General features: G+C 39.0%; 15 protein-coding genes. 3 read left to right on the top strand and 12 right to left on the bottom strand.

Going from position 1 to position 15000, the window contains the following annotated elements; translation table 11 throughout:
* Positions 1-3 precede the first annotated feature (3 nt).
* Complete coding sequence (gene argB, locus CWC11_RS03735) at positions 4-771, bottom strand: acetylglutamate kinase (RefSeq protein WP_138681608.1); 768 nt, start codon at positions 769-771, stop codon at positions 4-6.
* Entirely contained in the window at positions 772-1782 is a 1011-nt protein-coding gene (gene argC / locus CWC11_RS03730) for an N-acetyl-gamma-glutamyl-phosphate reductase (RefSeq protein ID WP_138681607.1), read from the bottom strand. It lies immediately after the preceding gene.
* A 223-nt stretch (positions 1783-2005) separates the two neighbouring features.
* Here argC and argE point away from each other — a divergent pair, with 223 nt between their 5' ends.
* Positions 2006-3157: an acetylornithine deacetylase gene (argE, locus tag CWC11_RS03725; protein ID WP_138681606.1), complete on the top strand. Its 1152-nt coding sequence runs from the start codon at positions 2006-2008 to the stop codon at positions 3155-3157.
* 67 nt (positions 3158-3224) lie between these two features.
* Here the strand turns inward: argE and panP are convergent, their stop codons facing one another.
* On the bottom strand, positions 3225-4850 hold the full coding sequence (gene panP / locus CWC11_RS03720) for a pyridoxal-dependent aspartate 1-decarboxylase PanP (protein ID WP_138681605.1): 1626 nt from the start codon (positions 4848-4850) through the stop codon (positions 3225-3227).
* A gap of 266 nt (positions 4851-5116) precedes the next feature.
* Between panP and CWC11_RS03715 the strand changes: the two genes are divergently transcribed.
* Positions 5117-7000 carry a bifunctional diguanylate cyclase/phosphodiesterase gene (locus CWC11_RS03715; protein ID WP_138681604.1) on the top strand — a complete coding sequence of 628 codons (1884 nt, stop codon included), beginning with the start codon at positions 5117-5119 and terminating at the stop codon, positions 6998-7000.
* Here CWC11_RS03715 and trmB read toward each other — a convergent pair.
* The 8 genes from trmB to folB all read right to left on the bottom strand — a co-directional run bounded on the left by trmB (position 6997) and on the right by folB (position 13155).
* Positions 6997-7662, bottom strand: a complete 666-nt coding sequence (gene trmB, locus CWC11_RS03710) for a tRNA (guanine(46)-N(7))-methyltransferase TrmB (protein WP_058548676.1) — start codon at positions 7660-7662, stop codon at positions 6997-6999. The genes CWC11_RS03715 and trmB overlap by 4 nt on opposite strands.
* Complete coding sequence (locus tag CWC11_RS03705; protein ID WP_058548677.1) at positions 7662-8429, bottom strand: ABC transporter permease; 768 nt, start codon at positions 8427-8429, stop codon at positions 7662-7664. Before CWC11_RS03705 ends, trmB begins: the two co-directional genes overlap by 1 nt.
* The gene (locus CWC11_RS03700) at positions 8430-9359 is read right to left on the bottom strand and encodes an ABC transporter ATP-binding protein (RefSeq protein WP_138681603.1); all 930 of its coding nucleotides are present in this window, start codon (positions 9357-9359) and stop codon (positions 8430-8432) included.
* Positions 9359-9979: a flavin prenyltransferase UbiX gene (locus tag CWC11_RS03695; RefSeq protein WP_131692464.1), complete on the bottom strand. Its 621-nt coding sequence runs from the start codon at positions 9977-9979 to the stop codon at positions 9359-9361. Before CWC11_RS03695 ends, CWC11_RS03700 begins: the two co-directional genes overlap by 1 nt.
* Position 9980: 1 nt before the next feature.
* A complete protein-coding gene (mpl, locus tag CWC11_RS03690; RefSeq protein WP_138681602.1) occupies positions 9981-11336 on the bottom strand; it encodes a UDP-N-acetylmuramate:L-alanyl-gamma-D-glutamyl-meso-diaminopimelate ligase in 1356 nt (451 codons plus the stop codon).
* Between the two features lie 173 nt (positions 11337-11509).
* Complete coding sequence (locus CWC11_RS03685; protein WP_138681601.1) at positions 11510-12310, bottom strand: undecaprenyl-diphosphate phosphatase; 801 nt, start codon at positions 12308-12310, stop codon at positions 11510-11512.
* Positions 12307-12795, bottom strand: coding sequence for a 2-amino-4-hydroxy-6-hydroxymethyldihydropteridine diphosphokinase (gene folK, locus CWC11_RS03680; protein ID WP_138681600.1), 489 nt, complete (start codon positions 12793-12795; stop codon positions 12307-12309). The genes CWC11_RS03685 and folK overlap by 4 nt, the downstream gene beginning before the upstream one ends.
* Entirely contained in the window at positions 12796-13155 is a 360-nt protein-coding gene (gene folB / locus CWC11_RS03675) for a dihydroneopterin aldolase (RefSeq protein ID WP_138681599.1), read from the bottom strand.
* 217 nt (positions 13156-13372) lie between these two features.
* On the opposite strand from folB, the gene plsY reads away from it, so the two are divergent.
* Positions 13373-13981: a glycerol-3-phosphate 1-O-acyltransferase PlsY gene (gene plsY, locus CWC11_RS03670; protein ID WP_138681598.1), complete on the top strand. Its 609-nt coding sequence runs from the start codon at positions 13373-13375 to the stop codon at positions 13979-13981.
* A 2-nt stretch (positions 13982-13983) separates the two neighbouring features.
* On the opposite strand, the gene tsaD is transcribed toward plsY, so the two are convergent.
* Positions 13984-14997 carry a tRNA (adenosine(37)-N6)-threonylcarbamoyltransferase complex transferase subunit TsaD gene (tsaD, locus tag CWC11_RS03665; RefSeq protein WP_138681597.1) on the bottom strand — a complete coding sequence of 338 codons (1014 nt, stop codon included), beginning with the start codon at positions 14995-14997 and terminating at the stop codon, positions 13984-13986.
* Positions 14998-15000: the final 3 nt, after the last annotated feature.

Here is a 15000-nt window from a genome sequence, read left to right as displayed (position 1 = left end):
AACCTATGGTGTAATCTTAGTTCCGACATGCTCGCCTTGTAGCAGAGCAGTTAAATTTTCTGGCTTTTGCCAGCTGGAAATATACACACCGCGTCGTAAATGTTGGGCAGCGTGAAGGCTGGTCTTAACTTTGACCTCCATCCCGCCCACAATTACTCCATTTGTAATTAAAGTATCAATGTGTTTTGTGTCAAGTTGATGTAACGGCTGTTTATTTTCGTCAAGCACAGCTTCAACATCCGTCATAAAAATAAGCTCAGCATTTAAGTTACTAGCAATAGCCGCTGCTGCTTCATCTGCATTTACGTTGTACCAAAGCCCTTGCTCATCAAAGCCTATAGAGCTAACAATGGGTAGGCGACCGATTTTAAGTAAATCATTAACAATAGAATCGTCGTTGCTTTTACATTTACCCACTAAGCAAAGCGCTTTTAGCTTTTGAGTGGCAGTAACACCTGCCTCAAAAAGACTTAAGCCCACAGGCTTGTGCCCTACACTAATAGCTTGAGTCATTAATTGTTTATTAGCGCAACCTGCGAGTGCTCCGACTATATAAGGCATTTGCTCTGCTGGGCTAATACGTAATCCTTGGTGTTTAGCACTGGCAAAACCCGCTTGTTTTAACCATGTATCAACTAAAGCGCCGCCTCCATGCACAATGACAAACTCATCATTGTTTTGCTCATTTAATACATCAAACAAAGCTTTTGCCGCATCATCTATATTAAGTACAGCACCACCGAGTTTAATTACCCACGTTTTTTTGCTCATTTAAAGCGCCCCTTTTAAGCCAGTAGTGTGTTTTAAATTCATGGATAAATTAATACACTGTAATGCCTGGCCTGCAGCGCCTTTTAATAAATTATCAATAGCAGACATAACGATTAACTGCGTCCCTTGTTGTTGCCAACCAATATCAACATACGGTTGTTTTGCAACACCTTTAATAGACGGTATTTTATTTTCTAGTAGACGAATCAATGGCTCATCTGCAAGTACTTTATAAGCGCCTAAAACGTTTTCCTTGGTAACGCCAGGCTTAAGCTGTACATAAATAGTTTCTAAAATACCACGCGGAAAATTACCTAAATGCGGAGTAAATAGCACTTTGTGACCTAAGTGCTGTTCAATCTCTGGACCGTGACGATGGTTAAACAAACCATATGGAGCCAGCGACACTTCACAAAAGTGAGTACCTACGCTTGCTTTTCGCCCAGCACCAGTGACACCCGATACCGCATTAATAATAATATTTTCATCACTTAATAAATCGGCTTGTTTAAGAGGCTTTAGTGCATTAAGTGCCGCAGTCGGGTAGCAACCTGCCACTGCAACAAGTTGTGCATTTGCTATAGCATCACTATTCCATTCAGCTAAACCGTAGGCAGCTTCGTTTAATAGTTCAGGGTGTTGATGCTCAAAACCATAGTAAGTAACGTAATCGTCGTTGCTTGCTAGGCGGTAGCCACCTGATAAATCAAATACCTTTTTGCCCATAGCTAAAAATTGGGGTGCTAAATCAACACTTACCTTATGGTCTGTACATAAACAAACATAGTCAGCGCTATTGTTAATGTCATTAAATGCTGAAGCGCTAAGAGGGAGTAAAGGCGTATCGAGTAAGCCTAGGTGCTCAGGATAAAGATCGCTTAGCAATTTATTTTTATCTAAACTACCTTCAGATACATAACAACCTGCTAATTTAAGGTGTGGGTGATTAGCAACTAAGCTTGCTAACTCTGCGCCGCTGTAACCGCTTGCGCCAATAATTACTACATTCATTGATTACTCGTTATTTTAAAATGTATTACTAAATATATATGTTGTTCGCTTAAATTAGCTAAAACGCTAAATTAAGACTTAATTTAATGAATTTGTAGATTATCGTCGCATTATTGTCATAGCTTTACTTTAATATATTTATGCTTAAAAAGTGAATTGATATTCATCATAAATACTTTTATATTGTTATGCAATTAAATTGAATAATAATTTTGGATTTTTTATGCCTTTGCCTTCGTTTATTTCTATGTACCAACAACTCATTGCCGCTCCTTCTATCAGCGCAATAGAAGATACGCTTTGTATGAGTAATAAAAACGTAATTGAACTACTTGCACAGTGGTGTGAAAGCTTAGGCTTCACCTGTGAAATTATTGAGCTAGAAGGTGGTAAAGGCCGCTATAACTTATTAGCTAAACGCGGCCAAGGTGATGGCGGTTTAATGCTTGCAGGACATACCGATACAGTGCCTTTTGATGATAGCCGTTGGAATCACGATCCATTTAAACTAACGGAACACAATAATAAGTTGTATGGCTTAGGTAGCATTGATATGAAGGGCTTTTTTGCTTTTGTGCTGCAAGCAATTAATGAACTTGATGAAAAACAACAAACCCAGCCAATTTTGATACTTGCCACTGCCGATGAAGAAACGACAATGGCAGGGGCACAGCAAATTTGTAAGCACCCAAATTTAAAACCTGCTCGCTGTATAATTGGCGAACCTACTGATATGACACCAGTATTTACACACAAAGGGCATATGAGTACTGCAATAAGAGTTGTCGGTCGTTCTGGCCATAGCTCCGATCCCGAACGTGGTCTTAATGCCATCGAAGTAATGCATAAAGTGACTACAAAATTACTAAACTTAAAAGAGCTATTAAAGAATAAATATTCAGTAGAGCACTTCGAAATTCCCTACCCTACGTTAAATTTGGGCCATATACATGGTGGCGATAACGCAAATAGAATTTGCGGCTGCTGTGAAATGCACATAGATATGCGCCCATTACCTGGGCTAAGTATAAAAGACTTACAAGCATTACTTATTGATGCAACTAAAGAGATTAATGAGCAATACCCTAATGCAGTTAGTGTAATTGATTTACACGATCCTATACCTGCATTTAGTGGTAGCACCGACACCGCCTTAGTAAAAATGGCAGAGAAAATAGCGGGACAAAAAGCGGTTGCAGTAAACTATTGTACTGAAGCACCTTTTATACAACAGCTTGGCTGTGAAACAATAGTGATGGGGCCTGGCTCTATTAATCAAGCCCATCAGCCTGATGAGTTTTTAGCTATGGAAAAAATAAACCCATCACAAAAAATGATTACTGACATTATTAAGGCCAATTGCTTTAACGCTTAAAGTAATTGCGCATTAAAAAGCAAAAAAGGCGCCAATCGGCGCCTTTTTAGCAACTACTTTAACGTTATTACATATATTTACTTAAGTACTTTTTAAATACCGGATCTGATTTTGCTAACTCTTTTTGCTCAGCTAAAATTTCTTTCAAAATTTTACCTGAGGTTAGTGGATTAGCAAGTACCACCCTAAATACAACTGTAGGCTGGTTATCATATTGAACGGGTGTTAAACGTGTTCGCGATACAAACGAACGACCCGATTCACGCTGGCGTTTTTGCATACTAGCAGTAAAACGATTGAGCGATGCAAAAATATCAATACGTGTTTTTTCATCAGCTTCTGCAATAGCTTGCTTAATTTGTTTAGGCACATAGCGATAGGTTAATAAGCAAAGCTCTGGCTCTGAAATAAGCTCAAAATCTTCATCTGCTTTTATTAAATCGGCAAAGTAATGTGCTTTTTTAATGCTACGATCAATTAGCATTTCGTAGCCTTTACGACCAATAACCCGTAAGCATGCATGTACTAACATAGCCATACCAGGTCGGCTGCCTTCAAGTGTATGGCTACCTAAATCTTTTGAACCTTTACGTAATATATACTCAGCGTGATGCTCAATTGCATCGGTTGCCGCAGGGTCTTTAAACAGCACTAAACCCGCGCCCATGGGTACATACATTTGTTTGTGTGCATCTATGGTAATAGAGTCTGCGCGCTCAATCCCTTTTAAAAGTGGGCGGTGTGTTTGCGATAAAAGAGTCGCTCCCCCCCACGCTGCATCTACATGAAAATGACAATTTATTTCGTGTGCTAAGTCGGCCATATCATCAAGTGGATCTATATTACCGGTTTCGGTAGTACCAGCTACACCCACAATTGCCATGACTTTAATACCTTGAGCTTCAAGCTCTAAGGCTTTTTCACGCATGGCAGCAACGTCAACTTTGTTATTTTTGCAGGTTTTAATACCGATTAAATTTTCACGGCCAATGCCCAGCAAATCAACCGACTTACCGAGAGAGTAATGTCCGCGTTCAGAAATTAATACCGCCAATCCTTTGTAACCATAATGCAGCATGCCAGCAATTAAACCCTGTGCCCCAATTCCTTTAAAACTACCTTGGGGTTTTAATAAACGGTTACGTGCAATCCAAAGTGCAGTAATGTTAGCTACAGTGCCACCAGAGCAAAAAGCGCCTAATGATGTTTTAGCGCTATGCATCCATTTAGAATAAAAGTCATCATCCTGCCCATAAGCCAAATGATGCATCATCCCAAGTACTTGTCGCTCAAGTGGGGTAAATGCTTTTGAGGTTTCTATTTTTACTAAGTTTTGATTAAGACCCACCATTAGCTTTGAAAGTGGCAGTAAAAAATGCGGTAATGCCGACGTCATATGCCCAATAAAGCTCGGCGCAGCCGTGTGCACAGAATGGGCAACTAATTGGTCCATAATATCTTGTGCATAGGCAGATACAAACGTTGGATCTTCTGGGATCACTGCCGATTGAAAGTCTTTTTCAATTTCGTGTAATGGTTTTTCAATTGCCGCAATATTTTCGTTTAGAAATCCTGCTAAATTACTCGAAATTTCAAGCTCTATTTTGCTTAAAGTTGAGTCTGGCGCTTCAGGTACAGTAAATATACGCTTAAGGCTTTCTTTAGAGGCGACGGCACAACGCTTTTGATCCATCTTTATACCTAGTGTGTGTGTAGCTAAAACACGTATTTACCTATTAAAAATGTCAAATTAAGACATTATTTTAAGCAACCGTGTTTCTTTAAAAATTGCGCTAACTTTACTGCAATATAACTAAAATGTCTCGTTTAAACCCATAAAAGCAATCAAAGCGATGACAAAAAAATGATAATTTAATTAATATTCCACTAAACCTAATTATTTATTGGGCATTTGTTTATTTTGCGTATAATAAATTTGATATTAAAAAAGGGACACACATGCTTAAAGGAAGAGTAAAAGTTAGTTGGATTATGGCTGGTTTTAGCTTGTTTTTAATAAGTTTACTTACCTATGTTTACTACACTTACCAAACTACACGTGCTGAAATAATGCAGTCGGTTGATAACCGCTTATTAAATGCTGCCACCAGCGTTAAACATATTTTAGGTGAAAAATACTTAATTGCAGTAAACCAAGGCAACAATGTTAGCTTTGCTGACTATCAAAATAAAAGTAAGCAGCTTTCTGAGTTTGCTCAAGCCCTTGATATTGCATATGTATATTCAATGATACTAAAAGATGGCAAAGTACACTTTAGCTCATCAAGCTACACCCAAGACGATCAAGATAATGGCAAAGTGACTCAATTTTTAGACCTCTACCCTGAAGCCACTGACGCTAACATTAGCGCATTTTATTCTACTGAGCCTGTGTTTGAAATTTCGAGTGATCAGTGGGGTCATTTTAAAACTATTTTTATTCCCTTTGTTGACCCAATTAACGGCAAAACCTACTTAACCGGTGCCGATATAACTATTTATAATTTAAACCAGCAACTTAAAGAGAGCGTATCGAAGGCTGCTGCTATGGCGAGCTTTTTCTTTTTTATCGCCATATTAGTTTCTGCTATCTATATATATTTATTAAAACGTTCGTTAGCGACCGACTCAAGTACAGGTTTTTCAAACCATATAGCGCTTGAATACTACATAAAAAAAAGCAATGCTCATCATATGCAATTAGCCGTAATTTGGGTTAATGAAATAGAAGACATAAACAGTTTTTACGGCACCGAAGTAGGCGATAAAGTAATGAAAAATTTGCTTACTCACTTTAAACTTCGCAGTTCTGCACATTGCTATATATACCGTTTAGCCACCAATAAAATTGTGTTGCTTGCACCTAAAGAAATGAGTAATGATGAATTTACCGAGCTTGTTAAAACTTATAACTTTAATACGCCCGTTTTAACCGACCCTTTTATTTATATAACTCTGTGTGCCGGCATTGCTAGCGGTAATAAATCATTACTACTTGAAAATGCTCATATTGCAGCGCTGCAAGCTAAAGAAGGCCGCCACAGTATAGTGAACTATTCAAAAGCCCTGCACGATGTAAAAACGCAATACCAATACAATGTAGAAATGGCTAAAGAGGTTCGCGAAGCATTTGATAACAATCGAATAGTCCCTTACTTTCAGCCAATAGTTGATACAACAACAGATAAAATTGTGCAATACGAATGTTTAGCGCGCATGGTCACGGCCCAAGGTGAAATATTAAAACCCGACGCATTTTTAAATGTAGTAACTCGCTCACGAATGGATGGCTTACTAACTCGTACTATATTTTCGCAATGTGTAAGCCGCTTTAGAAAAAGCAGTATTTGCTGGAGCCTAAATATAACCGCACAAGATATGCTTGACCCTAATTTAAGTGAATTCATTGCCTATGAACTTAAACGTTACCCGCACCCAGGTAATATCACGTTAGAGCTTTTAGAAACCCAAGCTATTGCTAACTTCTCAGAAGTAAAAGCCTTTATTGGTATGGTAAAAGCAAAAGGTGTAAAAGTAATTATTGATGACTTTGGTAGCGGTTATTCAAACATATCAAATGTACTAAAACTTGAAGTAGATGGAATAAAGTTAGATGGCGCACTAATAAAACAAATAGTAAACGATAAAGATATTTACTTGTTTATCGAACATATAGCGAGTTTTGCAAACCAATTAGGGCTAAAACTAATAGCTGAATCAGTTGAAAATACCACCATAGTAACGGCGCTAAAAAAAGCAAATGTGACACTTATGCAAGGCAATTACTTTGCTCATCCAGCGCCACACGTTAATACTGTAACTGAAGAAGAAACAATACTTTAAAGATTAATAACTAAACGGTGGCTTTGTTGACCACTAGCCCAGTATTTACGCTCAAAGGGTGTAATTGCATCATCTGACTCATACAATGTTACATCGCAAGGGTTGCCAGTTAGCGCAAGCGCCCTTGCAAACTCTTTTACGTAAATATCCCAGTTACTGCGTACTTCTAATTGCCCGCCTAGCTTAACAATAAACGGAAAAATAGCCGCACCGTGCCACCTGCGCTGAATATGCTTAGATTTAGGCCACGGGTTAGGGTAAAGCAAATAATGATGTGTAGGCTGCCAGTTAGCTGCAACCGCTAAACGCCAAAAGTCGTTTAAATCGGCTTGCACTAAAATATACTGCCCGCTATCTGTTTGCTTGTATTCTACATCGTGTTTATCAAGTCGATGAGACGATTTATCAATACCTATAACCAGTGCATCGGGGTGGCGCTTAGCTAAGTTCGCGCTACTCTCACCTACTCCACAACACGAGTCTAAAATAAGCGGGCCATTAAAGGCCTGCACTTTAGCGTTTACTTCATCAAACGCTTTTTGAGTATGCTCAGCAATTGGCTTTTTAAACTCAGCATTTAAATGTTTATTAACTATTTCATCAAGCTTTTCGTGAATGCCCGCTTGGTTAGATACAATACTGCGTGAATTTGCATCGCTCATTAGTGTCTTAGCCCCACACCTTTTTTAATTAGCGTAAGTGCTAAAGTAAATAATACCGTAATAAATACTAAAATAACCCCAAGTGCTACGCTTAAATCAACATCCGACACACCTAAAAAGCCGTAACGGAATGCATTAACCATGTATATAATTGGATTAATTTGCGACACATTTTGCCAAAATTCAGGTAATAGTGTAATCGAATAAAATACACCACCTAAGTATGTTAAGGGCGTTAAAATAAAGGTAGGAATGATACTAATATCATCAAAGCTATTTGCGTAAATCGCGTTAATTAACCCACCTAATGCAAATACAGCTGACGTTAAAATAACCGTCGCCATAATTACAAATATATTATGTATTTGAATATCAACAAATAACAACGATACACAGGTCACTATAAAGCCAACCATCATGCCTCGTGTCATACCGCCGCCCATATAGCCAAGTACAATAATGTAATTAGGTACAGGTGCAACAAGTAGCTCTTCAATGCTTTTTTGAAATTTAGTTGAGTAAAAACTAGAGGCCACATTAGAGTAGGAGTTAGTTATGACCGACATCATTATAAGCCCAGGTACGATAAACTCCATGTAGCTAAAGCCGCCCATATCACCAATACGTGAGCCAATTAAATTACCAAAAATAACAAAGTATAAGCTCATTGTAATCGCTGGCGGTACTAAGGTTTGCACCCAAATACGTAAAAAACGAATACACTCTTTAATCCATAAACTTTTTAGCGCTACGCCATACTTAAACATTTATTCGCCCCGCCCTTGCTCTAGTAGTCCTACAAATAACTCTTCTAACCTGTTTGCTTTGTTACGCATGCTTAATACCGTATTACCTTGCTCAGTAAGCGCACTAAACACAGCATTTAAGCCTTGTGACTTAGCAACTTCGACTTCAATTGTATGATCGTCCGTCATTGTAAATTTATAGCCTTCAAGCGTTACAGGGTTGGCTGGCATTTTCAAATCTAAAATAAAGGTTTCTTTATCAAGCTTTGCTAGCAGCGCTTTAATCGTCGTGTTTTCAACGATACGACCGGTATCAATAATGGCAATGTTTTTACACAATAGCTCTGCTTCTTCTAAGTAATGGGTAGTTAGGATAATTGTTACGCCTTGCTCATTGATTTGACGTAAAAACTCCCACATTGAACGACGAAGCTCTATATCAACCCCTGCTGTTGGTTCATCAAGTATAAGTAGCTTTGGTTCGTGCATAAGTGCGCGAGCAATCATTAATCGGCGCTTCATACCGCCAGAAAGCGTGCGTGCCTGCTTGTCTTTTTTCTCAAGTAAACCTAGTTGCTTTAAATACTTATCAGCGCGTTTGTGCGCCTCGCTGCGAGTAACACCATAATAACCTGCTTGGTTAACCAGTATTTGCCCTAACGTTTCAAACTGGCTAAAGTTAAACTCTTGCGGAACAAGCCCTAAATGCGCTTTAGCTGCCTCTAAGTCTGTATCAATATTGTGCCCAAATACTTCAACCTTGCCTTTTGTTTTATTAACCAAAGACGATATAACACCTATGGTGGTCGATTTACCCGCGCCATTAGGACCTAATAAAGCAAAAAAATCGCCCTCATTAACTTGTAAATCAACACCTTTAATAGCCTCTACGCCATTTTTATAAACCTTGGTAAGGCCTTCTATATTTAAAGCAATATTTTGCTTACTCATTATTTACCCTCACCATAACCCCAACGTTTTGTTAGGTTATGTTCAATGTTTAAATGATCTAAAATTCGCGCCACCATAAAATCAACTAAGTCTTCTATGCTTTGCGGTTTATGATAAAAGCCAGGTGCTGCGGGCATAATAGTCACCCCTAAACGAGATAACTTAAGCATATTTTCCAGATGAATTTCGTTGAATGGCGTTTCACGTGGTACTAAAATTAATTGTCCGCGCTCTTTAATAACAACATCGGCGGCGCGCTCTAGTAGATTATCTGACGCACCTACCGCAATTGCCGAAACAGAGCCTGCACTACAAGGACATACTACCATTTTTTTAGGTGCCGCAGAGCCTGAGGCTACCGGACTAAACCAATTGTCTTTACCGAATACTTTTAACTGTTCATCTTTAGCGTTAAATAACGTACTTAGCTGTTCAGTTGCTTTGTCTTCGTTGCCAGATAACTTTATATTTGATTCTGTATCAAGTACTACACGGGCTGCGCTTGATATAAGTACGTACACTTGAAATTGCTGTTCAAGTAATACTTCAAGTAGTCTTAAGCCATATGGTGCACCTGAAGCGCCACTAAATGCCAGTGTGATTCTGTCTTTAAATTGCACATTATTCTCCGCTGTATTTATTACTCAAACCATCAACAAGCTGTTGATGAAGACCATTAAAGCCGCCATTACTCATAATTAGAATGTGCTGATCAGGTTTTATATTTGCAAGTACACTGTCAATAATAGTTTGCGTGCTGTTAAAGCATTGCATACCCGCTTTATCTGCTTGCTCTTTCAGTGACCAACTTAAGTTATCTGGCTCAAATAACAGTACATCGTCAGCATCGCGTAACGAATCAAGCAATGTATGCTGATGTACGCCCATTTTCATGGTGTTTGAACGAGGCTCTAAAATAGCGATAATTTTTTCATCGCCTACTTTTGCTCGAAGCCCAGCAAGTGTGGTTTTAATGGCTGTTGGGTGGTGCGCAAAATCGTCGTACACTTTAATGTTATTTATATTTGCTTTAAGCTCCATTCGCCTTTTAGGGCTAATAAACTCCCCAAGTGCAGCAATACTATGATCTATAGCAATACCTACATGGCGCGCTGCAGCGATAGCCATAATAGCATTTTTAACATTATGCTCGCCAATTGCCTGCCAGTTAACAGTGCCTTGGTGTTCATTATTTAACAGTACATTAAATTCACTACCGTCGGCTTTTATTAACTCGTACGTCCAATCGCCATCAAGCGTTTCGCTTTCACTCCATAAGCCTTGGTTAATAACATCGCTAAGTGCTACATCTTGCTTTGGCCAAATAACTTTGCCGCTTTGAGGTAATGTACGCATTAAATGATGAAATTGTTTTTTAATTGCATTTAAATCTTCAAAAATATCTGCGTGATCAAATTCAAGATTATTTAAAATTAGCGTACGCGGTAAATAGTGAACAAACTTACTACGCTTATCAAAAAAGGCGGTATCGTATTCATCGGCTTCAATTACAAAAAATGGGGTTTCGCCCACTTTGGCCGACACACCAAAATTTTGTACTATGCCACCAATTAAAAAACCTGGTTTTAAGCCTGCATATTCAAGTATCCACGCCAGCATGCTCGCTGTAGTGGTTTTACCATGCGTGCCAGCGACTGCAAGCACCCATGAGTTTTGTAATAAATTATGCTTAAGCCACTCAGGACCTGACGTATAAGGTAGGCCTTTATCTAACACATACTCTACGCACGGGTTACCACGGCTCATTGCATTTCCAATTACCACCATATCTGGCTTAGGCTCTAACTGGTTTACGTTGTAACCTTGAGTCAGCTCAATACCTAACTCTTCAAGTTGCGTGCTCATTGGCGGATAAACATTTTTATCCGACCCAGTTACCTTATGGCCAAGTGACTTAGCTATAGCTGCTATACCGCCCATAAAGGTGCCGCAAATGCCTAAAATATGTATATGCATAACTTTTATTTAATCCTTCACTGCTTTGCACGTCTGCAAATTTAATGGCGCTATAATGCCAAATTTCGCGCTTAGTTACTATGCACGTATACACAATTCACTAATGCCTAAATACGGCTAATTAGAAATAAAAAAGCCCTCTTAACAAAGAGGGCTTTTACTTTTAAGCTAAACTACAGTGTAAAAAAAACAATTAATCCAATGCCTAGTAGCAATCTGTAAATCACAAATGGCAACATCCCCATTCGCTCAATTACTTTTAAAAACATAAATATACATGCGTAAGCTGATAAAAACGAAAGCGCTACACCTAATAGTAATGTGCTCCAATCAACAACGTGGTCACCTAACGCAAGCTCCGCAGTGTAATAAAGGCCCATCATAGAAATAATTGGTATTGCTAATAAAAATGAGAAACGCGCAGCACTTTGTTTATTCATACCCAGCATTAAACCAGCTGTCATGGTGATACCTGAGCGAGAAGTCCCCGGGATCATGGCAACAGCTTGTGCAAAGCCAATAATAAGTGCCGTTTTCCAGTTAAGCTGATAAATCGTTTTAATTTGTTTGCCCTTGGCATCTGCGTACCAAAGCAATAAACCAAATACGATTGTGGTAGTTGCTATTACCCAAGCGCTTCTTAAATAAAGCTCTATAAAGTCTTTTAAAAGCAGCCCTAAAATAGCAGCTGGAATAGTACCAAGAATAATCCACCAGCCTAATTTACTATCGTCTGTAGTACCTTGAGCACCAAACGATTTAAACCAAGCCGTGAGTATATCGGCAACCTCTTTTCTAAAATAAATTACTACGGCTATTAACGTCCCTACATGTACTGCTACATCAAAGGCTAAGCCTTGATCTTCCCAGCCTAATATTTGCGAAGGTAAAATTAAATGTGCTGAACTTGAGATAGGTAAAAACTCAGTAAATCCTTGTATCAGGGCTAAAACAATTATTTCTATAATGCTCATGGGTTAGAAAACTCCACCTTCCATAGTTTTTGTTGAGGGTTGTTATACTCACCCCAAAGCTCAGCTATGGTTTGCTTAGCTACAGGGTGATAAAAATTGGGGGCTACTTCAGACAGTGGCTGAAGTACAAATGCATTTTTTGTAATTTCGTCGCGTGGTAATTGTGCTGGAGAGTCGCAAATAACATCATCATAAAATAATAAGTCTAAATCGAGTGTACGAGGACTAAACTTTTTATCATGCGCGTTACGACCATTATCTCGCTCGATTTGCTTTAATAAAGCACACACATCATGCAATTTCATATCAGTACTTGCAGCAACAACAGAATTGTAAAAGTTACTTCCTGCAAAGCCTACTGCCTCACTTTCAAATACTGACGAATGCACGATATGCTCAAAATGTTGCCTAAGTGCTATCAGTGCGCATTGTATATAATGCGCTTTATTTATATTTGAGCCTAAGCTGATATAAATTTGCGCCATTTAATCACAAACCTTAGTGCGAGTAATTTCTACACCAACAGTTTTTGCTTGAGGTACTGCTGCAGGTTTGCATACTCTTATAGTCACTTTTGGTGTATTAAATTCGGTTAATATTATTTTTGCTAACTGCTCTACCAGTGTTTCTAGTAATTCGACTGGTTTGGCTGTGCTGTGCTCAATAATACGTTCGCTTACTTTAGCGTAATCAAGCGCTAAGTTAATATCGTCGTTTTCTGCTGCAGGTTTAATATCACTAAGCATTTCAATATCAAAATAAAGGCTCTGTTTACTTTCTTTTTCAAAATCGTACACGCCAATAATCGTGTCGACGTGCAATTGAGATATAAAAACCTTATCCATTGATACTCCAAATAACAATAAACTACTAAGCATCAGTAAAATTAATACTGTATATGGTTTAGCCAGTGTTTAAATATGTAAAAATAACTTCTACAATAGCAAATTAACTAAGCTAGCTATTAAATAGGCTGTTAATAATTTTTACGATAAATTTTGTCGCCAATAATAGCTTAAAAGTACCCTCAATTGGTATAGCAATTAAAAAATAAGGAAGCGCGTGTTAGCCACATTAATGTTTGTTTTAGCTTATTTACTTGGGTCGATTTCGTCGGCTATTTTAGTGTCGCGGCTATTCAAACTTCCAGATCCTCGTAATAGTGGTTCAAATAACCCTGGCGCTACAAATGTCTATAGACTAGGTGGGACGCTTCCTGCGTGTTTGGTATTGGTTTTTGATATTTTAAAAGGCACGATCCCCGTTTGGGGCGCTTATTTTTTAAAGCTAGAACCTTTAGAGCTTGGCTTAGTAGCCGTAGCTGCATGTTTAGGGCATATGTACCCTGTATTTTTTAGTTTCAAAGGTGGAAAAGCAGTCGCCACAGCATTTGGCTCATTGCTACCTATTGGTTTATCTTTGGCTGGCTTATTAATTTGTACATGGTTGGTTATTGTTGCAATAACGCGTTACTCTTCTCTTGCTGCGCTTGTGGCTGTCTCTTTAGCGCCGCTATATACTTGGTTAATAAAACCGCTTTACACTTTGCCTGTTGCGTTTATTACGCTATTAATCATTTTTCGTCACCGCACTAATATAATTCGTTTATTTAGCGGAGACGAACCAAAAGTGGGCGCTAAAAAAGCCCCCACTGATGACAAAAAACACTAGCTTTAAATAGCTTCTAAGCTATCTATTGGCCAACGTGGTTTGGTTTTCATATCTAGGCTAGCAAATTGGCCGGCCTTTAAACGCTGCATACCTGCATAAGCAATCATCGCACCGTTATCTGTGCAAAACTCTGTGCGAGGATAATATACTTGCCCTTTCATACCGTGCATTACGCGCTCTAGCTGTAAACGCAACTGTGTATTTGCACTTACCCCACCGGCAATAACTAAGCGTTTAATACCCGTTTGTTTAAGCGCACGCTTACATTTTATGACTAAAGTATCTATTACTGCAGTTTGAAACGCATGGGCTATATCTGCTTTGGTTTGCGCGTCGTCGTCATTTTCACGAATCGCAATAGAAGCAGCTGTTTTTAAACCGCTAAAGCTAAAATCAAGACCGGGTTTATCTGTCATTGGGCGCGGAAATACAAAACGCTTTGCAACACCTTGCTCTGCCATTTTAGCTAAGCGTGGCCCACCTGGGTAATCAAGCCCTAACAGTTTGGCAGTTTTATCAAACGCCTCACCGGCCGCATCATCTACCGATTCACCAAGCACTTCGTACTGGCCTATGCCCGCAACTTTCACCATCATGGTGTGACCACCAGATACAAGTAAAGCAATAAAAGGGAATTCAGGTACGTCTTCTTCAAGCATAGGCGCAAGTAAATGCCCTTCCATATGATGCACTGCAACAGCTGGAATATCCCAACCATATGCTAAAGAGCGACCAATAGAGGTACCAACAAGTAACGCACCAACCAAGCCTGGGCCTGCGGTATAGGCAATACCGTCTAAATCTTCAGGGCCGCAACCTGCTTGAGCAAAAGCGGCGTCAATAAGTGGTAATGTTTTACGAACATGATCGCGCGATGCAAGCTCAGGTACTACACCACCATAATCTGCATGTACTTTAACTTGGCTGTATAATTGATGAGCCAATAAGCCTTTTTCATCATCGTAAATCGCAATACCTGTTTCATCACACGATGACTCAATGCCCAAAATTCGCACTGT

Origin of the sequence: Pseudoalteromonas sp. S3178 (assembly GCF_005886985.1) — a bacterium.
In the GTDB taxonomy this organism is placed as follows: Bacteria; Pseudomonadota; Gammaproteobacteria; order Enterobacterales; family Alteromonadaceae; genus Pseudoalteromonas; species Pseudoalteromonas carrageenovora.
The sequence above is the reverse complement of the archived record's forward strand: the minus strand, read 5'-3'. Positions and strand labels throughout refer to the sequence as shown.

Coding starts and splice junctions, on each gene's coding strand:
- argB (WP_138681608.1), bottom strand. CDS start 771: ATGAGCAAAAAAACGTGGGTAATTAAACTCGGTGGTGCTGTACTTAAT.
- argC (WP_138681607.1), bottom strand. CDS start 1,782: ATGAATGTAGTAATTATTGGCGCAAGCGGTTACAGCGGCGCAGAGTTA.
- argE (WP_138681606.1), top strand. CDS start 2,006: ATGCCTTTGCCTTCGTTTATTTCTATGTACCAACAACTCATTGCCGCT.
- panP (WP_138681605.1), bottom strand. CDS start 4,850: ATGGATCAAAAGCGTTGTGCCGTCGCCTCTAAAGAAAGCCTTAAGCGT.
- CWC11_RS03715 (WP_138681604.1), top strand. CDS start 5,117: ATGCTTAAAGGAAGAGTAAAAGTTAGTTGGATTATGGCTGGTTTTAGC.
- trmB (WP_058548676.1), bottom strand. CDS start 7,662: ATGAGCGATGCAAATTCACGCAGTATTGTATCTAACCAAGCGGGCATT.
- CWC11_RS03705 (WP_058548677.1), bottom strand. CDS start 8,429: ATGTTTAAGTATGGCGTAGCGCTAAAAAGTTTATGGATTAAAGAGTGT.
- CWC11_RS03700 (WP_138681603.1), bottom strand. CDS start 9,359: ATGAGTAAGCAAAATATTGCTTTAAATATAGAAGGCCTTACCAAGGTT.
- mpl (WP_138681602.1), bottom strand. CDS start 11,336: ATGCATATACATATTTTAGGCATTTGCGGCACCTTTATGGGCGGTATA.
- CWC11_RS03685 (WP_138681601.1), bottom strand. CDS start 12,310: ATGAGCATTATAGAAATAATTGTTTTAGCCCTGATACAAGGATTTACT.
- folK (WP_138681600.1), bottom strand. CDS start 12,795: ATGGCGCAAATTTATATCAGCTTAGGCTCAAATATAAATAAAGCGCAT.
- folB (WP_138681599.1), bottom strand. CDS start 13,155: ATGGATAAGGTTTTTATATCTCAATTGCACGTCGACACGATTATTGGC.